We start from the raw sequence: 22,603 nt of genomic DNA, 5'->3' as shown, positions 1-22,603 counted from the left end.
AGGCCCGCTATGGACATTAAAGAACGTACAGAAGCGCAGCCTCCATCCAGTTCCAAACGACTGGTCATCACTCAGGTTATGGAAATGACCGGACTGAAAGAAGCCGTGGTACTGGAACTGATCAGCATGGAATGGGTGCGCCCCGGAACAACCGGAGACGGACATTATCTCTTTGAAACACGCGATCTCTATCGCATGACCAAGCTTTCAAGGCTCTGCAAGGACCTTGATGTAACCCCCACAGGCGGATCTATCATTGTAGACCTGCTCGATAGGGTCGAAAAACTTGAGTCGCAAATCGAAGAAATGAAAAAGTTAATTTAAAACCGCAATGACTTGCGAGTTTAATAATAGATTCAAACTCCTGCCTAATACGCCGGATAACTTCAGGGGGAGGGCTACCCTCTCTCCCTGAAGAACAGTAAAAGTGCGTCCAAAATTCACCCAAGCGGGTTGAAAAGAGTTGTGAATCTGAATGCAAGTCAACTAAGATAAAGCAAAAGGAGACTATATATGGATCCGAACAAATTCACACAAAAAACCAACGACGCAATTGCTGCGGCACAATCTCTGGCTGTTAAAAACGGTCAGCAGCAGATAGAAGTGGAACACCTCCTCCTCGCTCTCATCGAGCAAGAGAAAGGGATTGTTTCCAAAATTCTCGAAAAATCATCCATTAATCCCGCAGACTATAAAAAAGCTGTCGAGGATGAAATCCGCAAACTTCCGCGGGTCAGCGGCCCCGGCGCACAGCCCGGACAGGTCTTTGTTACCCAGCGGTTGAACAGGATTATTGTGGCCTCTGAAGAAATCGCCCAGCGTATGCAGGACGAATTCATCAGCGTGGAACACCTTTTCCTCGCCATCATGGACGAGCATGGCTCCAGCGGAGCAGGCAAGGTCAACAAGACCTTCGGCCTGACCAAAGACAAGGTACTGGAAGCCATGACCTCAATCCGCGGCAACCAGCGCGTCACAACCGATAACCCGGAAGCCACCTATGATGCGCTCAAGAAATACGGACGCGATCTGGTAGAAGAAGCCCGCAAAGGCAAACTTGATCCAGTTATCGGGCGCGATTCCGAAATAAGGCGCGTAATCCGTATCCTTTCCCGGCGCACCAAAAACAACCCCATCCTGATCGGTGAGGCCGGGGTCGGTAAAACCGCCATCATCGAAGGTCTAGCCCAACGTATCGTCAAACAGGACGTGCCTGAAGGTTTGAAAGATAAGACCGTGTTCATGCTCGACATGGGCGCGCTCATTGCGGGTGCCAAATATCGCGGTGAATTTGAGGAACGCCTCAAAGCCGTACTCAAGGAAGTTCAGGAATCCGAAGGCCAGATCATCATCTTTATTGATGAGATACACACCATTGTCGGCGCGGGTAAAACTGACGGCGCAATGGATGCAGGGAACCTGCTCAAGCCTATGCTGGCCCGTGGTGAACTACACTGCATCGGCGCAACCACCACTGACGAGTACCGCAAATATATCGAGAAGGACCCCGCCCTCGAACGCCGTTTCCAGACCATTCTGGTTGAGGAACCGACAGTCGAAGACACCATCTCAATCCTGCGCGGCCTGAAAGAACGGTTCGAAGTACACCATGGCGTGCGCATCAGCGATAGCGCACTAGTGGAAGCTGCTGGACTATCTGATCGCTACATCAGTGACCGCCAGCTGCCGGACAAGGCCATCGACCTCATTGATGAAGCCGCAGCAATGATCAGGACCGAGATCGACTCCCAGCCTTACGAGTTGGACAAGATCAACCGCCAGATCCTGCAGGCTGAAATCGAGCGAGAAGCTCTACGCAAAGAAGATGATGCAGCATCCCGTGAGCGTCTTTCCAAGCTGGAAGACACTCTCACCGAAATGAAGATCAAGCAGTCTGAACTGGTTGAGCAATGGGAAAAAGAAAAAGGTTCCATCGATACTGTACGCGACCTAAAGGCCCAGATCGAGAAGACCAGAATTGACATTGAAGAAGCCCAGCGCAAAGGCGACCTTGGACGAGCATCGGAGTTAACATACTCCGTGCTGCCCGGTCTGGAAAGCCAGCTGGAAGCTATCTCTAATGATATCGAAGGCGAAGACGACAAAGTAACTGCGGACAGCAAACGTCTGCTCAAGGAATTTGTCGGCCCCGATGACATTGCAGGGATCATCTCCCGCTGGACCGGAATTCCGGTCAGCCGCCTTGTGGAAGGTGAACGCGAAAAACTGCTGCGCCTTGAAGAAATACTGCATGACCGGGTAATCGGTCAGGATGACGCTGTCCGCGCGGTATCCGAAGCAGTCCTGCGCGCCCGTGCCGGATTGAAAGATCCTTCACGGCCCATCGGTTCATTTATCTTCCTCGGCCCCACCGGGGTTGGTAAGACCGAGCTTTGCAAGGCCCTTGCTGAAGCGCTCTTTGACAGTGAAGAAAACATCGTGCGCATGGACATGTCCGAGTACATGGAAAAACATGCGGTCGCACGGCTCATCGGAGCTCCCCCGGGCTACATCGGCTACGACGAAGGCGGTCAGCTTACCGAAGCCATCCGCCGCAAGCCCTATTCCGTAGTGCTCTTTGATGAAATCGAAAAAGCGCACAGCGATGTTTTCAACGTACTGCTGCAAATCCTCGATGATGGACGGATCACTGATTCACAGGGCCGCACCGTGGATTGCAAGAACACCATTATCATCATGACCTCCAACCTCGGCTCCCAGCTCATGCTTGAGGGGATTGAGGCTAACGGAGAGTTCAAGAACGGTGTGCAGGACGGAGTAATGAACGTACTGCGCGGACACTTCAGGCCCGAATTCCTGAACCGCGTGGACGAAACCGTGCTCTTCAAGCCGCTGCTTGAAAAAGACCTCGTCCAGATCGTGGACCTGCAACTGGCAGGACTGCGTGCGCGTCTTGAAGAGCAGAAGATGTCCATGGAAGTCACCGACAAGGCCAAGGCATTCATCGCCCATGCGTCCTACGATCCCATTTACGGGGCAAGGCCGCTGCGAAGATACCTGCAATCGCACGTGGAAACTCCGCTGGCGAAAAAGATCATCGGCGGGGAATTACGTGAGGAGCATGTAATTAATATTGATGCCGGGGATGATGGCCTTACTTTTAGCACAGAGTAATAGTTAAGGCCTCCGAGAGCCCTGCCGGGGCCTTACCCCTTTTTGCAAAAGGGTTTAAGAAGCCCAAAACCTTTCAGTAAGGTTTCGCATATTAGCGAAACACCACCGTTAATTATAAGCCCGCATGAAAATCTCATGCGGGCTTAATTTTTGTGTTGACAGCAAACGCAAACTTAAATAGTAATAATTACCAACAGCAACAAATAAGGAGATCCCAAATGCAAGATAAAGTACTTGAAGCAATGAAAGAAGCAGGTAAGCCCGTTCGTCCCGGTGATGTAGCCAAAGCAATTGGCGAAGAATCCAAGGACGTTTCTAAAGCCATTAAGGCTCTCAGAGAAGCAGGCAAAGTTCACAGCCCCAAACGCTGCTACTACGAACCTCTTTAAGATGTTTTAGTCGCCTCATTATACCACTCACACCACACGCAAAAAGGCGGAATGTTCGTTACCACCCGAACATTCCGCCTTTTGCTATTTTCTATATATTTTCTATAATCAGACCAGCAAATTGCCTACCTGATAAATAATCACTGAAAGCGTGTAGCCGAAAGCAAGCGACCCGAATACCGAGAATGTTGCCCACTTCCAATTGGTCTCGCGGGCAATAACTGCCACAGTAACCATACACGGCACGTAAACCATCAGGAAGATAAACACCGACCAGATCACCGGAGTAGTCCAAGCCTTGTCTGCTGCAATCTTCTCACTAAGAGAAAGAGCCTCTTCCGGGTCTTCGTCACCAAGGGAATAAGCGGTAGACATGGTGGACACAAAGACTTCCTTGGCTGCAAATGCACCGATAAAAGCGATATTAGCCTGCCACGGGAATCCCGCGACATCGGTTACAGGAGAGATAGCTTCGCTCAAACGTCCTGCATAGGAATGCTTGAGGGCTGCTTCACCTTCGTTATAGCTAATTTTCACAAGTTCCTGCTCAACTTTATCTTCTTTTTCCTGCGCTGTACCGGACCATGAAGCACTCTGCTCCACAACCTGAACGCGCTGGGTTTCGAAAGCCGCAACACGTTCGGCCGGTAACTGCGGAAAAGTCATCAGAGCCCACATCAGGATAGAAATAGCGAGAATTACGGTACCGGCTTTCTTAACGTATTCCCAAACACGATCCCAGGTATGGATAGCCACCCCGTGCAGAGTCGGAATACGGTAAGGCGGCAACTCCATCACAAACGGAGTGGACTCACCTTTAAGTGCTGTCCAGCGCAACAAACGCCCGAAGCAAAGAGCCAACAGCCACGAAACAAGCACCAGACAGAACATAACCGTGGTCGCATTGTCCGGATAGAATGCGCGGACAAGCATAAGGTATGCGGTTGTTTTAGCGCCGCAGATCATGAACGGAGCGGTTATGATAGTAGCAATACGTTCCTTAGGACTGCGCAGGGTACGGCAGGTCATAACCCCGGGGACAGCGCAGCCGCCCGGAAGACCACCGGACATAATAAATGGCATAATCGACATTCCATGCAGTCCGAACGAACGGAAGACACGGTCGACCATGTAGGAAACACGAGCCATGTAGCCGAGGTCTTCCAAAAAAACGAGCATGGCAAACATGATCAGGATCAGCGGGGTAAAACCCATGACTGCTCCAACGCCGTCAATGACCCCGGATGTGACCATTGATTTGAGCAAACCGTCCGGCAATAGCGAGCCGACAGTATTGGAAAACCATGCAAAACCGTTTTCAACCCAGCCCTGCGGCACAGCACCGACATTGAAGGTAATGTAAAACATGCCATACATGATCAAAAGCATGATCACCGGGCCAAGAAATTTGTGGGTCAATACAAGGTCAATTTTATCGGAAAAGTCGAAGCGCAGGTCATCTTCACGGCTGATAACCCCCTGCTTCAGGATGGAGTTGATGAAACCGTAACGGTAATCAGCAAGAACTGCCTCAGGATAAGTGTTCAGGGTTTTCTGAATATGCTCGGAAACCTTCTGAACTTTCTCTTCGAGCTGCTCCGCAAGAGGCCCGGCCTTACGACCGTTTTTCATAACAATTTCATCTTCTTCGAGATACTTAACCGCCAGCCAGTGAGGATCGTAGCGGTCGGTCATGAATTCATTTTCCTTGATCATCGATGTCATCTCTTCAATAACCGGATCAAGGTCGTGACCATATGAAATATTTACCGGATTCCATTCCCCCTTGGTCTCTTCTACGACCTTCTGAACGGATTCCATGAGTTCGTCTTTACCGACTCCCCGACGGGCAATACACTCAATTACAGGAACGCCCATGAGATCGGAAAGCTTCTTGGTATCAATGCGGATACCTTTCTTGCGTACCTCGTCCATCATATTCAGGCCGAGCACAACCGGAACACCGATTTCCATAAACTGAACAGCAAGATAAAGAGAACGCTCAAGGGAAGTAGCATCGAGCATGTTGATAACCACATCCGGCTTCTCATCAACAATCACATCACGAGCGACAACTTCTTCCATGGAATAGGAAGTAAGGGAATATGTACCGGGAAGATCAACCAGATTGGCACAGAACTCGGGAGTACAATAACGACCCTCAGTGCGGTCTACAGTAATCCCCGGGTAGTTACCCACCCGCGCAGTTGCCCCTGTCAGGGCGTTAAACATGGTACTCTTGCCACAGTTGGGCTGACCTGAAACAGCTACAAAATATTCCTTACCCATGTCCTAATCCTCCGGCTGGACTACGATGTAATCAGCTTCGTTATTACGCAGGGTCAGTGTGAAGCCCTTCATACGCAAGGCAACAGGATCTTCGAGGGGCGCACGGCCCACGACCATAAACTCAGTGCCGGGGACAAGTCCCATGTCGCGGATACGGCGGCCTAGTTCACCGCTGGCGTTAACCGCAACAACAATACCTTTCTGGTCCTTTCTCATTGTTCTTAGTGATACAGACATAACTCCCCTTTACTGCCTTTGCTCTATATCTATGTACATGAATATGAATAGCATTTTCAACAGCGCCCAGTCTACTTTAACGCTGAGAGAATTGAGTTTCATAGACACGCAGACGATTGAAAGTCAATCTCAAACTATACTAATTTAATATGAAACTTTTGACATATAAAACTTCATACTATTTAAGTATGCATTGTACCATGTCAACCTGATGTGACAATTTTAATTGTGGATTAGATTGAGCAGAACCTTTAGACTGAATAAATCAATGACCCTTCTAACCCTTCAGACTTTTATATGAAAAACTTATTCTCTTACGAAGACCTGCGCCAATATGCAAAAGTTCTTTACTGGGCATTGGATAGCCAGAAAGAAAACGGACTAAACAACAAAGACATTATCATTATTAAATATGACTATCTGGCAACACCGCTGGCAGAAGCCCTATTTGCCTTGCTCATAGAAAAGCACCTGCACCCTGTCATGGAAACCGGACTAACGCCGGCCATGAAAGCGGAACTGTACATAAACTCCAGTTACGGTCAGCTGACCTTCCATCCTCCAGGTAAAGAGGAGCTTTACGCGAGCGCAGCTGGCGTTGTGCGCATCCACGCCCCGGAAGAAATAGAGGCCATGACCGAGGTCGACCCGCGCTCAATCATGGAAAACCGCAATGGCTCACGTCCTTTTCGGCAATCCATTGAAAAACGCAAGCTGCACGGCAAGCTGGCATGGACCGAATGCGCCTACCCCACTGCGGCACTGGCTGCAAAGTCCGGTCTTTCCCTCAAAGATTATACCACCCGGCTGATGCGGGCCTGCTACCTGAACATGCCCGACCCTGCCCGGGAATGGCAAAAAATTTCAGACAAAACCAACGAGATTGCCCGCTGGCTGACTTCATTGGATATAAAAACCATTCGTATGCAGTCAGAACTCTGCGACCTCTTTTTTTCTCCCGGTGAAAACCGGCGCTGGAAGGGAGCCGCCGGAGACAATATCCCGGGATATGAAGTATACGTCTCTCCCGACTGTCGAACCGTAAACGGAATTTATTACGCGGACCTGCCTTCATTATATATGGATAAAGCTACCTACGGAGTACAGATTGAATTCATGGACGGCATCGCCATGCGCGTAAAGGCCATGGGCGGGGAGAAATTCCTGCTCGACCAACTCCGGGCGGACGGAGGTGCACGTAGGGTCGGCGAATTCTCACTGACCGACTCTTCCATCTCACGGGTTGACCACTTCATGGCCCAGACCATCCTTGATGAAAATTTCGGTGGAGATCAGGGCAGCTGCCACATTGCTTTGGGGCAGTCCCTGAGCGAAACATTTGCCGGCCCTCCGGAAATACTCGACAAAATGATGATGGACTCGCTGGGATTCAATACCTCCTCAATCCACTGGGATCTCGTGAACACAGAAGAAAAAATTGTTACTGCAAACCTTGCCGACGGCAAAAAAGTGACTATTTACGAGGACGGACGATTCAAAATGCCGTAAAACAGCATGAATTGAAAAAAAGTTCCCTTTGATCCCCTTTCATGTGTTGACAAGATATGCGGGATGCTTATTTGTCTAATTGTGCGGTCTGACTGTCCTTTTTCAAGGTTCTCAGGCCGCTAATTCATGACACCGGAGAGTCCATGTCTGGAAAAGAAGATAATAAAGAAATGAACGAACAGGAAACCGCAGCAACTGAAGCAGAAGAAACTGCGGAAGCTGAGAATGAAGTGACTTTAAGCGAAGATGAACTCAAAGCCCTCTGCCGGGAACACGTATGCCCCGCATGCGATGTGATGGGAGAAGCCAAGGAAGAAAGACTCCGCGCACTTGCTGAAACGGAAAACATCAAAAAGAGGCTCGCCCGCGAGACTGATGAACTGAAAAAGTTCGCGGCAGACTCCATCCTTTCCGACCTGCTGCCAGTGCTCGACAACCTCGATCTCGCCCTTGACCATGCCCAGAACCTCGATGCCTGCAAGGACTTCGTAATCGGCGTGGATATGACCAGAAAGATGTTTCTGGAAACCCTTGCTAAGCACGGCCTTAAAGCTGTGGGCAAAGTCGGCGAAGAGTTCGACCCCAATTTTCACGAAGCCATGGGAATGGCACAGGTTGCGGATCTTCCCGACAACTCCATCGCCCAGATCATGCAGCGCGGCTACGTGCTTAAAGAACGCGTCATTCGCCCTGCAAAAGTAATGGTGAACAAATTATCCTGATTTTTATAGCCTGACCTCTTTACAAGCAGAAATCAGGTCTTAAATCATAATGCAGTAATTTTGAAAATACATCTGGAGGAATTTATATATGTCTAAAATCATCGGAATCGACCTCGGTACTACCAACTCCTGCGTTTACGTTATGGAAGGTAAGGACCCCAAATGTGTTACCAACGCAGAAGGCGGCCGCACCACTCCCTCCATCGTAGGCTTCACTGATAAAGAACGCCTCGTTGGTGAAATCGCTAAACGTCAGGCTGTTACCAACCCTGAAAAAACCGTATTCGCTATCAAGCGTCTCATGGGCCGCCAGGCTAGCTCCCCTGAAGTAAAAAAATGGGCTGACCACTGCCCCTACCCCATCGTAGACGGTAAAGGTGGCGATGCTTGGGTTGAAATCGAAGGCAAAAAATACAGCCCGTCTGAAGTTTCTGCAATCATCCTGCAGCAGCTCAAGAAAGACGCTGAAACTTACCTCGGCGAATCTGTCACTGAAGCAGTTATCACCGTACCCGCATACTTCAACGACTCCCAGCGTCAGGCAACCAAAGATGCTGGCCGCATCGCTGGTCTTGAAGTAAAACGTATCATCAACGAACCTACCGCAGCATCTCTCGCTTACGGCTTCGACAAGAAAGCCAACGAAAAAATCGCGGTATTCGATCTCGGTGGCGGTACCTTTGATATTTCCATCCTCGAAGTTGGCGACAACGTTGTTGAAGTTCGCGCTACCAACGGTGATACCTTCCTCGGCGGTGAAGACTTTGACAACGCTGTAATTCAGTACCTCGTTGAAGAATTCAAGCGTGAAAACGGCATCGACCTTTCCGCTGACCGTATGGCTCTGCAGCGCCTGAAAGAAGCTGGCGAAAAAGCTAAAAAAGAACTTTCCACAGCAATGGAAACCGAAGTAAACCTGCCCTTCATCACCGCTGACCAGAATGGTCCCAAGCACCTCATGGTCAAAATTTCCCGCGCCAAGCTTGAAAAACTGGTTGAAGACCTTGTTGATCGCACCAAGGCTCCCTGCCAGAAAGCACTGAAAGATGCAGGCCTGACCGCAGCTGACATTGACGAAGTTATCCTCGTCGGTGGTATGACCCGTATGCCTCTGGTACAGCAGAAAGTTCAGGAATTCTTCGGCAAAGAGCCCAACCGTTCCGTGAACCCGGACGAAGTTGTTGCAATGGGTGCATCCATTCAGGGTGGTATCCTCGCCGGTGACGTTAAAGACGTTCTCCTGCTCGACGTTACTCCCCTGTCTCTGGGTATCGAAACCATGGGCGGTGTTTTCACTAACCTGATCGAAAGAAACACCACCATCCCCACCCGTAAGAGCCAGGTGTTCACAACTGCGGCTGACAACCAGCCCTCCGTGTCCATCCACGTTCTGCAGGGTGAGCGCCCCATGGCAGCCGACAACATGACCCTCGGCCGTTTCGAGCTGACCGGACTTCCCGCAGCTCCCCGTGGCGTACCCCAGATCGAAGTTACCTTCGACATCGACGCTAATGGTATTGTAAACGTATCCGCTAAGGACATGGGCACCGGTAAAGAACAGTCCATCCAGATCACCGCTTCCTCCGGTCTTTCCGAAGAAGACATCGAGAAAATGGTCAAGGATGCTGAGTCCCACGCTGAAGACGACAAGAAAAAGCAGGAACTCATTGAAGCTCGCAACCAAGCTGACTCCCTGATCTACACCACTGAAAAATCCCTGCGTGAAGTAGGCGAAAACGTGGATGCAGAACTTAAAGCTGACATCGAAGCTAAAAGCGAAGACCTCAAAAAGGTTCTCGAAACCGAAGATCCCGAAGCCATCAAGCAGGCAACTGACGCTCTGGCTCAGGCTTCCCACAAGCTGGCTGAACAGCTCTATGCACAGCAGAATGCAGGAGCCGAAGGCGCAGCAGGCCCTGAGGGTGCAGCTGATGCCGGTGCAGCAGGCGCAGACGAAGATGTAGTCGACGCAGACTTCACCGAAGTTAAAGACGAGAAAAAATAATTCCCGTGCAAGCTTGCATAGCTGATTAGTAAAGTATAATTTAATCCGGCCTTCATTAATTAATGAAGGCCGGATTTTTTTTACCTTCCCTTGACGAATTCACTTTCATGGGCCACAAACTTTGCATGGAAAAATCAATGAATAGAGATAAGGCCACACGCCTTTCAAACCATATTTTTGCCATCGTCATTTTGGCGGCATTTATATTTGCCGCAGCCGGCTGTGTTTCGCTTCAGAAGCAGCCCGTTAAAATGCCGACCGTATCCACTGAAATGATGACCACTCCTGCCCTTGTCAGCGAAGCAGACAAGGCTTGGCGGACCAAGGACTACATCACCAGTGAACTATTCTATACCAGACTGCTGGAACGCACCGACATTCCCGAGCGAGTAATCCTCCCGGCCACGGAAAGGTTGGCGGTCAGCTCCTTTAAGTCCGGTCATTACCATGAAGCAGAAGCCCGTCTTGAACAGTGGCAGAAGCTTTCCGAAGATGCCATTAGCTCACCGGTCTGGCAGGGTTACTATTACGACACCCTTACTGCCATCAAAGATTTCCCCAAGCTGAGAACCCATCTTTCCCAGACCATGGAAGATCCTTTCCTGCCTTGGGAAATCCGCTCCACTGCAGGTAAACGACTGTCTTCCATGACACAGGATGCCGGGTCTCTGGAAGCGCTTGAACGGCTCTACGCAATTGCCCCCGAAGAAAGCAACAAGCAGGAGCTGGAGCAATGGTTCATGAAAGGTCTTGAAGATAAGAGCAAGGCCGAGATCGATGTAATGAACGAACTCGTTCCAAGCGGCAACAATCTGAAATTTCCTTACGAACTGCTCGTCTTCGAAAAAGCAGTTCGTCAGTCTGAAGACATGGAATACTGGCCCATGTCATGGCGCACCATGAGCGGCATCATCCAGAACGGCCAGATCGCAGACAAAACTTTCTTCACCGGAATCCTGAACAAGCTTGAAGGAGAATACGGTATTCCGCGCGTGGGCATCGCCCTTGTGCTGCCCATCTCCGGGCGCTTTCAGGAATACGGCTGGAAAATCGTACGCGGTGCCGGAGCTGCGCAGTGGGAAATGACCAAGGCAGGTCTCGACGTCGATGTGCAGGTCATCAACACTGAAGCACCCGACTGGCTGGAAAGGCTCCAGAACCTGCCCCCATGGTACACCACCATCGGCGGCCCCATCAGCGTTAAAGCTTTCAAGCAGCTGGAGCAAGCCGGAACTTACGCGGACAAAGTCACCTTCTCTTTCCTTGCCAAGCCCGGCAATCTTGAGGAAGGCAAGCAGGCTTGGAGATTCTTCTCCAGCCCTGAAGACCAGATCCGCTCTACCCTCGACCTAGCAGTCAACGATTTGGGGATCACCAAACTGGCCGTGCTTTATCCGCAGGAAAAATTCGGCCGTCAGATGTCCAAGAAATTCTTTAACATGGCTTCCATGCGCGGCGCGAAAATCACCGGCATGGCATCCTACCCACCGCGCGACTTCCCTAAATGGGGCAAGGTGGTCGGCAATCTGGTCCGCGCTCCCCAGAAAAAAGCTCAGAACGAGGCTGAAGGTCTGGGCGAAGATGCGCCCCTGCCGGAAACAGATTTCGGTGCGGTATTCATCCCGGATACATGGCATCAGGCACAGCTGATGATCCCGCATTTCTTTTTTCATGAGGCAGACACCCTCGTTTTCCTCGGCCCTGAACTCTGGAGTCAGGCCCTGAACTCCGCCCGTGACGTGGAAGCGCGCAACCTGCGCCTCACCGTTGCCCCCGGAGCATGGTGGCCTGCCAGTGACGGTGCTTCACGCCTCAAAGAGGTAATGAACCGTGAAGGTCTCGGCACTCCCGACTTCTGGGTTGCGCTGGGTTACGACTTCATCAAGTTCGCAGGCAAGCTCGGCACATTCAACGAAGCTGGACCGCTGAAACCGTCAACGCCCGCATCAATGATGCCCAGCACATGGATTTCAGCCTCGCGCCCATCAGTTGGAATGCTGAAGGTCAAGCCAGTCAAAAGCTCTACCTGTTCCGTCCCGAGCAGAACGGCAAGACCCGCATCGATGCAGAGCTGGTCAGCAACACCCTCGCCAAGGCTAAAGCCCGTCGCGAAGCACGTGTGAGCGCTTGGGAAGAAAAGCAGGCTGAACTGGAAGCCAAGAAAGAAGAAGCTGCCGCTTTAGAAAATACTGAACAATAGATTGCCTCCGGCGGCCCTGCCGGGAGCCTTAAACCTTTTTTGTAAAAAAGGTTTAAGAATCCCAAAAACTTTTAATAGGGCTTCGCCGAGCGTAGTATCTACACCCCACCCAGCACAATTGGCCGTGGGGATAATGGATTGAATCAAAAGCAAATATTCTGTCTCCTGCGGCGAAGCCCCGATAAAAAGTTTTGAAAAGGGGAGTCCAGAGGGGAAAAACTTTTCCCAAAAGTTTTTCCCCTCTGGCCGCCGGAGGCAAAAATAAGGAGATAAAAATGAGTGATGAGAAACTCAATTTAGAGGAAGTTGCCCGTGTGGCGCGCCTTGCAAGGCTGGATCTTTCAGAAGAAAAAACTGAACTCTTTGCAGGACAGCTCAATAACATCCTCACATACATGGACAAGTTGAACGAAATCGACACCAGCGAAGTGGAACCCATGTTCAGCCCGGTGGAACACACCACCAGACTGCGCAAGGATGAGGTCAAGAAAGAACACACCCGTGATGAAGTTCTTTCCAATGCCCCGGATTCTGACGGCAAGTACTTCGTTGTACCTAGAATTGTTTAATTAAAATACGCAGAGATATAAAATGTCCGCACTCATAGAAAAATCACTCACTGAAATCCACGCCATGCTCATGGCCAAGGAAGTGACCGCTACTGAAGCCGTCAAAGCCTGCCTTGATCAGATCGCCAAAAGCGAACCCGAAACCAAAGCCTTGCTCCACACCTGCAACAAGGAAGCCCTCAAGCAGGCCGAAGAGCTGGACGCCGCTGGTCCTGACGCATCCAAGCCGCTCTGGGGTATCCCGGTTGTTATCAAAGATGCACTGGCAACCAAGGGCGTACCGACCACCGCTGGTTCCAAAATCCTCGAAGGCTTCACACCCTTCTACGATTCCACTGCAGTAGCCAAACTCAAGGAAGCAGGCGCTATCATCGTAGGTAAGGCCAACATGGACGAATTCGCCATGGGTTCCACCACTGAGAACTCCGCCTACCAAACCACCACCAACCCTTGGGACGCCAGCCGCGTACCCGGCGGTTCTTCCGGTGGTTCTGGTGCAACCATCGCCGCAGGCCAGTGCTACGCAGCACTCGGTACCGATACCGGTGGTTCCATCCGTCTTCCCGCATCTTTCTGCGGCTGTGTAGGTGTTAAACCTACTTACGGTCGCGTTTCCCGTTTCGGCCTCATCGCATACGGTTCTTCCCTCGACCAGATCGGTCCTATGACCAAGACTGTCGAAGATGCCGCAAGAGTACTCAACGTAATCGGCGGTCATGACCAGCGTGACTCCACTTCCGCTGAGCAGCCCATGGAAGATTTCGTAGCCGCTCTCGAAGAGCGCAAGGACCTTTCCGGCCTGACCATCGGCCTGCCCGAAGAATACTGGGGCGAAGGTCTTTCCGAAGAAGTCAACGAAGCCTGCCGCGCAGCGATCGCCAAGGCCAAAGAATTGGGCGCTAAGACCGTTCCGGTCAAGCTTTCCATGACCGAATACGCCATTGCTACCTACTACATCATCGCAATGGCTGAAGCCAGCTCCAACCTGTCCCGTTTCGACGGCGTACGCTACGGTCACCGCACTGAAGACCCCAAGGAACTGGCAGAGCTTTATACCAAATCCCGCACCGAAGCTTTCGGTGACGAAGTACAGCGCCGTATCATCATCGGAACCTACGTACTTTCCGCTGGTTACTACGATGCATACTACCGCAAGGCCGCCCAGATTCGCCGCCTGCTGCGCGAAGACTTCAACAAGGCCTTCGAGTCCTGCGACCTCATCGCCGGCCCCGTATGCCCCACCACAGCCTTCCCTGTAGGTGACCTGACTTCCGATCCCCTGCAGATGTACCTGCAGGACATCTTCACCATTTCCCTAAACCTCGTGGGAATGCCCGGTATGTCCCTGCCCGTTGCATTCGGCAAGGAAACCAACATGCCCGTAGGTCTCCAGTTCATGGCTCCCGCCTTCGACGAAAAGACCATGCTGCAGGCTGCACACGTACTTGAAAAGAACCTCCCCGAGCTGCCTAAAGTTAAGCTCTAGGAAGTAATTCAATATAAATAGTTAAGCCCCGCACTCGTATAGGTGCGGGGCTTTTGTTTGCTCAGAATTTTCTATTTTCTATCTAAGGATTTTCACCTTATTTTTAAATAACTTATATGCACATTCTAGTCTAAATGCACATTATATGCACTTTCTTGCCCGGTATTACTTGACTTTAGATCAAAAATAGTTGATTAAACGATCAATACATACCAGCCGTACCCGTGAAGGCACGGTCAGACTGTGACTAGCGCTGGTTTAAATTGAACATGTCTATCGAGGAGCCGAGTACGCATCTTGTACGCGGCCCTTTTTTTTGGTGCACGGGCACTAATATACTTTTTACTTTTTTTGGAGAATTTAGAATGTCTAAGAATATCTACGTTGGTAACCTGCCCTGGTCCGCTACTGAAGAAGAAGTCCGCGCTTCCTTTGAAGCTTACGGTGAAGTTGTATCCGTTAAGCTCATCGAAGATCGTGAAACCGGTCGCCCCCGTGGTTTCGGTTTCGTAGAAATGGACGACAACGGCGCTATCGATGCTATCGAAGCACTCGACGGTAAAGACTTCGGCGGTCGTAACCTCAAGGTTAACGAAGCACGCCCCAGAGAAGCACGCCCCCGCTGGTAGTCTTTTCTGTAAGTCGTAAAAGACTTTTTAACGCCCGGTTCTCTTTTGAGAATCGGGCGTTTTTTATTTGGTGCGTATACAGTTTTACGAGAATCCTTCCAGCCCGCTCTTTTACGCTGGATTAAACGTAACCTTATAAGATATAAGACCACCACTTACTGAAATTCGTCATTCAAAAGAGGTACTCATGGGCTGCTGCGTTGGGGCTGATCATAGTAATTGGTGTGAAGATTACGACATCGTTTATATTGATGCTGAGGGGAAAGAATATTGTATTTTTCATGCTCCTGCTGAGTGTAAATTTGTTGAGTTGTATGACGAGCGGGAAGGCGGCAAGAAGCCTGCTTTGATGAGGGCGGAGCAATTTAATGGGTTGGTATTTGCGCGAATTGATGGGGTTATTGAGGAGGGGGAGGATGAGGAGCGGGATGAGTGGGACCCGTTTGACTGGAATCCTAGATGTAATTTTTCAGGCACTATTATTCCTTACGATATTTCATTTTCACAATATAGTGGACAGAATGATAAATCCTTACCACCAATAAATTACAGCGACTCACAATTTCAAGGGCTAGCTGATTTCAGTGGATCACAATTCCAAATGGATTCGTCATTTCGTAGCGCACACTTCTACGGGACAGCTGTTTTTTACGAAACACAGTTCAATGGAGATGCAGATTTCGACGAAGTGTTAATAACAGGGGGTGCTGATTTCAATGAAGCAGTATTCAACAAAAATACAAACTTTTACGCCTCTAGGTTCAACAATGACGTGGAATTCAACGAAGCAAAATTCACCTTTGACGCGGATTTTAACGAAGCAAAATTTAAAGAAGAAGCTTATTTCAATGAGGCACAATTCAAGGGGAACGCTTATTTCAACAAAACACAATTTATTAAAGACACTTCTTTCTACGGTACACAATTCAAGGGCAACGCAGATTTCTTCGGGTCAAAATTCAGCGAGGAAGCCTATTTCAGAAGTTCAAAATTTCATGAAAATATCTTTTTCTCGTTTTGTTACTGCAAAAATATAAATTTAATCAAAGCTGAATCATTGAAACAAGCAGACTTTAGTAATTCCAATTTTTTATATTCATTCTTTGACGAAATGCTGTTCCACGGATCTGCTTCTTTCAATAATGTTACATTTGAAAAGCATTCATCGTTTCGGAAAACAATATTCCACGACTATTGCAACTTCGAACAGTCAAAATTCAAAGAGGGCGCTTATTTTCGTCTAACTTTCTTTAAAGAATGGTCATACTTCCGCAAAGCTACATTCGTTGAAGAAACAACTTTTACGGGAGCAATATCAAAAGAAACAATCCTTTTTGAATCAGTAAACCTTTCAAACCTCAAATTCACAGAAACAAACATCGAATCTTTCAAATTCATCGACTGCAACTGGGGCGAAGAAAGATTTGCCCCCATATTAGATGAACGAGAGCAACAGGCTCTCGGTTGCACTAACACCACCCTAGCAGAAATCTACCGCCGCCTAAAAAGAATCGCCCGCGAAAGTGCAGACGAAGAACAGACCTCACACTGGCACTACCGCGAAAAAGAAATGACCCGCAAAAGCTTAGACTGCGTTAGTTCAACACCATTCTGGAACGTACTGATCACTGCGATTTTTATGATTCCAGCCTGTGCTTTCTTCCTAAAAATGCAACACGAATATTTGCTCAATTTTGCTGTAGGACTTTCACTTATACTGACAGCAACAGGAATCGGCTATAATGATTTCAAAAAGATAAAAAAAGACATCAACAAAGTAGCATCTAAACTCTACCTCAACACATACAAATTCATTAGCGGCTACGGAGAAGAACCAATCAGAGCTGGAACAATCTTATTTGTACTAGTTTTTATACCTATTCTTCTTCAGTTCATTATAAGCCTCACCCCTTGGGCAAACAAAGACTGGCTAAAACACGCAATGTGGTACATGCCCTTAATTAAAATTAGCCTGCCTGACTCCCAAGGTTATCAGTACCTCCTAAAAGGCATCTCAGTTACGTTCATAACCCTCCAAGCCGCCCTATTCGGTTTCGCCCTGCGAAACAAACTACGCCGCTAACATAACGCTAAGAAAACGCTAAAAAGCCCCGCGCTCATATGAGCGTGGGGCTTTCCACTATCTCATAAATTTATCCTACAACATCACCCCAATTCAATCTCCATGGCCCTCACTACTTCTTCAAGCACGGCAATAAAATTGTAGATTTTTTCCACACCGATTGTAAGAGCTGGGTGCATCCGTAAAGCATTGGTTCCAAGACGATGATCCACTATGAATCCCCGCAAAACCAACCGCCTGTGCAGCTCCGCCACTTGTGAAACATCCACGTGATCGGCCATAATAAGAATCGCCATCAGCCCCCGACCGCGTGCACATTCGATCAAATCTGATCCCGCAGCGACTCGCTGCAAACCATCCATAAGAACATCTGAAAGAACTTCAGCATGCTGAATCAGATTATGCTCATTAATCTCGTTAATCACTGCTTCTACTACAGCAGCGCCTAAAGGATCATTGAGGTGGGATTGTCCATAGGCAACGGCATCAGGTCCAAGCAGGTCGACAACACGACTGTTGAGCGAAACAGCGCTTACGGGGTAACCATTTCCGATGCCTTTTCCCATAGCGACAATGTCCGGCTGCATCTCATAATGCTGAAATCCGAACCATTTTCCAGTCCTTCCAACGCCCGTGGTAACTTCATTGACCATTAACAATCCATCAGCGGCAGATACGTCCTGAACTATGTTGCTGATCAATTTTGCAGGCGGCAAACGGACCATCCCGGACGAGCTTCCGGGTTCAAACAGAAAAGCCCCAACATCATCAAATGGAATGGCGGAATAAACAGAACAATCCTTGGAACAAACCTCATGAGCACAACGCTCACATTCGCTCCAATCAAAGAGAAACCACTTGTCGGAATCCATTGCAGACGCATCACCATAAGCGCCGAAATATGAATCTGACATAGTCATGATCCGCTTCGATTGCAGCAGCGAGCGGAGCACGCGGACCCCATATTCTACGGATTCACTTCCCGAACAAAGGAAGGAGCATCTGCCGCCGACATGGTCCACGAGTTCAAGCACCGACCCGGCAGCTCGCTCAACAACATTAGAGCTATAGCAAAAGCCAACATGCGAAATATTATCTATCTGCGCAACGACAGCATCCCTCACTGCCAGATTAGCATGGCCAATGCTGGTGCACCATATGCCCGCTTCCAGATCAATGTACTGATTGCCATCGGCGTCAATAAGAGTGCAGTTATCTGATTTTACAATCTCCGAAACCAACAATTCTCGGCCGGGAAAAGCAAAAGTATTTTTCATCCAAAAGCCTCTCTTATTTTTTATCTAACTGACAACCAACTAACTTAGTTTAAATTTACTGGCAACCAATTTTCATATGATTCATTTTTGCGACTGCGATCAGTTGTTCGAAAAATGCAAAAAAGCCCCGCACTCCTCAGAGCACGGGGCTTTTCAATTCAATTCTATAAAACAGAAACTACTTAACTTCGCCAGCCTCAAAACCGATCTTGGTAATTGCTTCCTTGACCTTGGCTTCGTCTACCGGAGTAGCTTCTTCATAAGTTGCGCAGGAATCTTCAAGGCTGACTGCGATATCAGTAACGCCTTCAATGGCACTGAGAGCCTTCTCAACAGAACTTACGCAATGCATGCAGCTCATGCCTTTTACTTCTACTTTTTTCATGATCAATCTCCTTCATTTATTCTGGATAATAGAATTCTTAGGATGGCAAACTACTGTCCACCAATTGAAAATGACTATCATGTAGTTTCAGAAGCAGCAAGCCTTGTTAGTTATTCTCAATCCATTCCATGGCTTCAGCGAAATTGAGAGTCCCGGTATAGATAGCCTGACCGGAAACCGCGCCTTCGAGGCCTTTAGATACCAGCGGCTGGAGGTTGATTACATCCTCAAGGGTTGCAACACCACCTGCTGCAATAACAGGAAGCTTGGTCTTTGCGCAGAGATCAGCCATGGCATTCACGTTTACACCGGTCTGCATACCGTCACGGCTGATGTCGGTATAGATGATGAATGCTGCCCCGGCTGCTTCGATGCGGGGGATAATGTCGAAGATGGAGATACCTGCATCTTCCACCCAACCGCGAGACTTGAGCTGTCCGTTAACGGCATCAAGGGAAACACCGATCTGACCGGGAAACTTGGCGCAAAGCTCTGCGAAAGTTTCCTCGTCCTCAAGGGCCATGGTACCGATGATCAGACGTCTCACGCCTGCTTCAAGGTACTTGGATGCGGTTTCAATATCACGGATACCTCCACCGAGCTGCACCGGAATGCTGAGCTGGCTGCAAATATCCTTGATGAGGTCAAAGTTCTTGGGCATTCCGCTGAATGCGCCGTCAAGATCAACTACATGCAGATATCTTGCGCCCTGATTTTCCCAGTACTTGGCCTGGGCAACGGGATCACTGGAAAATACGGTGACAGCGTCAGCCTGTCCCTGTGAGAGGCGTACGCATACGCCGTCCTTGATATCTACAGCGGGAAAAACGATCATAAACCAAGCTCCATAAGTCCTGTCTCAAGAGCTTCATCAGCGAGTTGCATTGCGGTAACCCATTTGCCGCCACGTTTGAAGAAAGTTTTGGCTTCCAGCACATTCTCCATAAGAGTCTGCTGGGTTTCATCGTAATGAAATCTTCTGATGATGCGCTTGTTGTTAACATCAATAAGATACAGATCAATAATTACAGATGCGGGCTGGATGTTGAAATCAGCCTTCTGCATGCCGCGCAGGTCCTGCCAGAAGAGAATCTGGGGAACCAGAATGTAGTCGGCGCTCATGCACTGACCGACCTTCACCCAATAAGCAAAAGCGGCTTCGCGGCGGCCGCCCAAATTTTCAAAAACTTCGATTTCCTGACACTGGCGGGTAATCGCGGGACGCGCAAAAGCGGTTACACCATGCTTGGAAAGCACTCCAACCATCTTGGCATCAAGCTGCTGTAGAATGTCTTTATTAATGGGCTTGCCTTCGTGCGGCAGATAGCCCGCCAGCAATTCCCAGTTAAAGACAGGGTTGGTGAACCCGGCTACGGCAATTTTTCCGGCAGGGCGTGGGAGTTTGACAAGATCGCTCTTGGTGGCACAGCCGCTAAGGGCGCCAAGGGCGAAAACACAGAGAATGAGCAGAGGGAAAAGCCGTTTCATTAATCGAGACTCCCTTTTGTACTGGAAACACCTTGTCTTTCAACGGACAGAGCATTGCGGAAAGCAAGCCCCAGAGCCTTAAATGCACCTTCGAGCAGGTGATGGCCGTTGCGTCCGTATTCAAACTTGATGTGCAGGTTCATACCGGCCTTGAAAGCCAGTGACTTGAAAAATTCACGCCAGACGTCCCTTTCATCCCCGGCAATAATCGGGGGCAGGATGTCGTCATCATACACAAGATAGGCTCGTCCTGAAAGGTCAATTACAACTTCCACGAGCGCTTCATCCATGGGCACCTTGGCAAAACCTATGCGGTTGATGCCCTTTTTGTCGCCCATGGCCTCGGACAGAGCCTGCCCGAGAACGAGCGCAATATCTTCAAGGGTATGGTGCGAATCAATTTCGAGGTCGCCTTTGCACTTGAGATCAAGATCAAACCCGGCCCAAAAGCTCATCAGGGTCAGCATATGGTCTGCAAACCCAACTCCGGTATCGATATTAGTACTACCTTCACCATCGATATTAAGCTTTAAAGAAATATCGGTTTCCTTAGTGGTACGGGTAATTGCTGCGGATCTCTGTGACAAAACCAACCTCTCTTATGGTGCGGCCTGCTCAAGGCCATTACATTTCAATCAAATCTTCGTCGTAACCTGAGTCAGTCGCCTTGGACTTCTTTTTCTTTTCAGACTCAGCTGCCTCAGGCTTTTCTTCTGCGGGGGATTCAGCTTCTGCGTTTTCAGCAGAGCTTCCGTCATCAGGACCGGAATCATCCGGACCATCATTTTCCGGATCAGCATTTTTGAGTTTCCTGCCGCCGCGCTTACCAAAGAAATAAGCAACCCAGATACCGATTTCATAAAGGATAATCAGCGGTCCGGCCATCAATGTCTGAGTCATGACATCCGGCGGAGTCAGAATTGCAGAACAGATAAAGCAAACAAGAATGGCGTACTTGCGCTTGCTGCGCAGACCTTCAGCAGTTACCACGCCCAGTCTGGCGAGGAAAAAGATGAACAACGGCAGCTCAAAAATAATACCGAAAGCAAAGAGCAACTTGAGCGAAAAGCCTAAGTATTCCCGCAGGGTCGGCATGGGTTTAATGAACTCATCAGCAAAGCCCATGAAAAATTCACAGCCGAAGGGGAAGACCACGTAGTACCCGAACAACGCCCCGCCCACAAAGAAAAATGCGGATAGGAAGGCAAGCGGGATCATCCACTTACGTTCATGCTCATAAAGTCCGGGCGCAATAAAGCCCCAAATCTGGGAAAATATATAAGGAGATACAGCAAAAATACCGGCTACAGCTGCCACCTTAAGATAAGTAACAAAACCTTCGGGCAGGGAAGTAAAAATCAATGTGGAATCAGGCGGTAGCACTGCAACCAGCGGTGCCATAAGCAGGGAGAAAAGCGGCTTTGCAAAAGAATAGCAAGCCAGAAAACCGATACCGCAGGCAATAAAAATCCTGACAAAACGGCGGCGCAGTTCTTCCAGATGCTCAAGAAAGGTCATGGGAGCTTCTTCTTCATCAAGCTCGTCATCACCTTCCTCGTCCTCTTCACCGTCAGAATCTTCTTCAGACACTGCGAGTCCGTCCGCATCTTTTTCAGCAGGCAGTCCGGCTTCGGACTCAGCTCTTTCGGCGGTTTCCTCTTCGGGATTCAGGGATTCTGCGGCAGTCTCTTCAGCCTGCTCTTTTTCTTCAGGACTCTCCTGCCCTACTTCACGCGAATCTTTCTCCGCTGAACTCATGCTTTCTCGCTCTCGGTCTTAGGTGCTTCAGCAACTTTTTCAGTCTCATCAGCGGCCTGCTGTTTCTCAGCTTCAGCCTGACGAGCTTTTTCCATAGCTTCTGCTTCAGCTTTCTTGCGTGCAGCCTCGCGCTCCGCCTCTTCCTTCTGTGCCCTTTCTTCATCAGCAGCAGAAATTTCAGCATCCAGAGTGCTCTTTACGTCGTTGGACATTTTCTTAACTTCGGAAAGGCCTTTACCAAGATTCTTGATAAGTTCCGGCAGTTTCTGGGGTCCAATGAGAATAAGGGCTACAACCAAAATTACGATAAGTTCTGTAGAACCGATACCGAACATATTAATTCCTTCTTCGTTGCGACAATAAAAACACGCTAACGCGCGGAAAGCCGACACAGGCCCGACTGAACTCTGCACAGGCTTTTTTCAAAATTTGCTGACGTCTT

At 49.3% G+C, this 22,603-nt stretch carries 19 protein-coding genes and 1 pseudogene; 11 read left to right on the top strand and 9 right to left on the bottom strand.

Annotation, left to right across the window (positions count from 1 at the left end; all coding sequences use genetic code 11):
• Positions 1–9 precede the first annotated feature (9 nt).
• The 3 genes from ACO05Z_RS07640 (at position 10) to ACO05Z_RS07630 (ending at position 3,524) form a co-directional block, all read left to right on the top strand.
• Positions 10–324, top strand: a complete 315-nt coding sequence (locus ACO05Z_RS07640; RefSeq protein ID WP_015851453.1) for a chaperone modulator CbpM — start codon at positions 10–12, stop codon at positions 322–324.
• Between the two features lie 189 nt (positions 325–513).
• Entirely contained in the window at positions 514–3,135 is a 2,622-nt protein-coding gene (clpB, locus tag ACO05Z_RS07635) for an ATP-dependent chaperone ClpB (protein ID WP_421901570.1), read from the top strand.
• Between the two features lie 218 nt (positions 3,136–3,353).
• Positions 3,354–3,524, top strand: a complete 171-nt coding sequence (locus ACO05Z_RS07630; protein ID WP_163295103.1) for a transcriptional regulator — start codon at positions 3,354–3,356, stop codon at positions 3,522–3,524.
• 108 nt (positions 3,525–3,632) lie between these two features.
• On the opposite strand, the gene feoB is transcribed toward ACO05Z_RS07630, so the two are convergent.
• Positions 3,633–5,813: a ferrous iron transport protein B gene (feoB, locus tag ACO05Z_RS07625; protein ID WP_421901569.1), complete on the bottom strand. Its 2,181-nt coding sequence runs from the start codon at positions 5,811–5,813 to the stop codon at positions 3,633–3,635.
• A gap of 3 nt (positions 5,814–5,816) precedes the next feature.
• Positions 5,817–6,050 carry a FeoA family protein gene (locus ACO05Z_RS07620; RefSeq protein ID WP_421901568.1) on the bottom strand — a complete coding sequence of 78 codons (234 nt, stop codon included), beginning with the start codon at positions 6,048–6,050 and terminating at the stop codon, positions 5,817–5,819.
• A gap of 297 nt (positions 6,051–6,347) precedes the next feature.
• Between ACO05Z_RS07620 and ACO05Z_RS07615 the strand changes: the two genes are divergently transcribed.
• The 8 genes from ACO05Z_RS07615 (at position 6,348) to ACO05Z_RS07580 (ending at position 17,253) form a co-directional block, all read left to right on the top strand.
• Entirely contained in the window at positions 6,348–7,559 is a 1,212-nt protein-coding gene (locus ACO05Z_RS07615) for an aminopeptidase (protein WP_421901567.1), read from the top strand.
• 143 nt (positions 7,560–7,702) lie between these two features.
• Positions 7,703–8,281: a nucleotide exchange factor GrpE gene (grpE, locus tag ACO05Z_RS07610; RefSeq protein WP_421901566.1), complete on the top strand. Its 579-nt coding sequence runs from the start codon at positions 7,703–7,705 to the stop codon at positions 8,279–8,281.
• Between the two features lie 88 nt (positions 8,282–8,369).
• Positions 8,370–10,286: a molecular chaperone DnaK gene (gene dnaK, locus ACO05Z_RS07605; protein WP_421901565.1), complete on the top strand. Its 1,917-nt coding sequence runs from the start codon at positions 8,370–8,372 to the stop codon at positions 10,284–10,286.
• A 137-nt stretch (positions 10,287–10,423) separates the two neighbouring features.
• Positions 10,424–12,409: a penicillin-binding protein activator gene (locus ACO05Z_RS07600; protein ID WP_421901564.1), complete on the top strand. Its 1,986-nt coding sequence runs from the start codon at positions 10,424–10,426 to the stop codon at positions 12,407–12,409.
• A 352-nt stretch (positions 12,410–12,761) separates the two neighbouring features.
• The gene (gatC, locus tag ACO05Z_RS07595) at positions 12,762–13,055 is read left to right on the top strand and encodes an Asp-tRNA(Asn)/Glu-tRNA(Gln) amidotransferase subunit GatC (RefSeq protein WP_320175952.1); all 294 of its coding nucleotides are present in this window, start codon (positions 12,762–12,764) and stop codon (positions 13,053–13,055) included.
• Positions 13,056–13,077: 22 nt separating this feature from the next.
• Positions 13,078–14,541 carry an Asp-tRNA(Asn)/Glu-tRNA(Gln) amidotransferase subunit GatA gene (gene gatA / locus ACO05Z_RS07590; RefSeq protein ID WP_421901563.1) on the top strand — a complete coding sequence of 488 codons (1,464 nt, stop codon included), beginning with the start codon at positions 13,078–13,080 and terminating at the stop codon, positions 14,539–14,541.
• A 365-nt stretch (positions 14,542–14,906) separates the two neighbouring features.
• Positions 14,907–15,170, top strand: coding sequence for an RNA recognition motif domain-containing protein (locus tag ACO05Z_RS07585; RefSeq protein WP_421901562.1), 264 nt, complete (start codon positions 14,907–14,909; stop codon positions 15,168–15,170).
• Between the two features lie 187 nt (positions 15,171–15,357).
• On the top strand, positions 15,358–17,253 hold the full coding sequence (locus ACO05Z_RS07580; RefSeq protein WP_421901561.1) for a pentapeptide repeat-containing protein: 1,896 nt from the start codon (positions 15,358–15,360) through the stop codon (positions 17,251–17,253).
• Positions 17,254–17,336: 83 nt separating this feature from the next.
• Here ACO05Z_RS07580 and ACO05Z_RS07575 read toward each other — a convergent pair whose 3' ends face one another.
• The 7 genes and pseudogenes from ACO05Z_RS07575 to tatB form a co-directional block, all read right to left on the bottom strand.
• Positions 17,337–18,530: an aminotransferase class III-fold pyridoxal phosphate-dependent enzyme gene (locus tag ACO05Z_RS07575; RefSeq protein WP_421901559.1), complete on the bottom strand. Its 1,194-nt coding sequence runs from the start codon at positions 18,528–18,530 to the stop codon at positions 17,337–17,339.
• A 178-nt stretch (positions 18,531–18,708) separates the two neighbouring features.
• Positions 18,709–18,915 (bottom strand): heavy-metal-associated domain-containing protein, encoded by a 207-nt coding sequence (locus ACO05Z_RS07570; protein ID WP_421901558.1) that lies wholly within the window; start codon positions 18,913–18,915, stop codon positions 18,709–18,711.
• Positions 18,916–19,021: 106 nt separating this feature from the next.
• Positions 19,022–19,750 (bottom strand): 1-(5-phosphoribosyl)-5-[(5-phosphoribosylamino)methylideneamino]imidazole-4-carboxamide isomerase, encoded by a 729-nt coding sequence (hisA, locus tag ACO05Z_RS07565; RefSeq protein ID WP_421901557.1) that lies wholly within the window; start codon positions 19,748–19,750, stop codon positions 19,022–19,024.
• Complete coding sequence (locus ACO05Z_RS07560; RefSeq protein WP_421901556.1) at positions 19,747–20,403, bottom strand: hypothetical protein; 657 nt, start codon at positions 20,401–20,403, stop codon at positions 19,747–19,749. Before ACO05Z_RS07560 ends, hisA begins: the two co-directional genes overlap by 4 nt.
• Positions 20,403–20,990: an imidazoleglycerol-phosphate dehydratase HisB gene (hisB, locus tag ACO05Z_RS07555; RefSeq protein ID WP_420246784.1), complete on the bottom strand. Its 588-nt coding sequence runs from the start codon at positions 20,988–20,990 to the stop codon at positions 20,403–20,405. Before hisB ends, ACO05Z_RS07560 begins: the two co-directional genes overlap by 1 nt.
• A gap of 166 nt (positions 20,991–21,156) precedes the next feature.
• A pseudogene (gene tatC / locus ACO05Z_RS07550) lies at positions 21,157–21,921 on the bottom strand (twin-arginine translocase subunit TatC); the annotation flags it as partial.
• A gap of 236 nt (positions 21,922–22,157) precedes the next feature.
• The gene (gene tatB / locus ACO05Z_RS07545) at positions 22,158–22,496 is read right to left on the bottom strand and encodes a Sec-independent protein translocase protein TatB (RefSeq protein WP_421901555.1); all 339 of its coding nucleotides are present in this window, start codon (positions 22,494–22,496) and stop codon (positions 22,158–22,160) included.
• Between the last annotated feature and the right edge of the window lie 107 nt (positions 22,497–22,603).

It is taken from the genome of Maridesulfovibrio sp. (assembly GCF_965230075.1).
GTDB lineage: Bacteria > Desulfobacterota > Desulfovibrionia > Desulfovibrionales > Desulfovibrionaceae > Maridesulfovibrio.
Note: the sequence above shows the minus strand (reverse complement) of the source record. Positions and strands in the feature narration are given on the sequence as shown.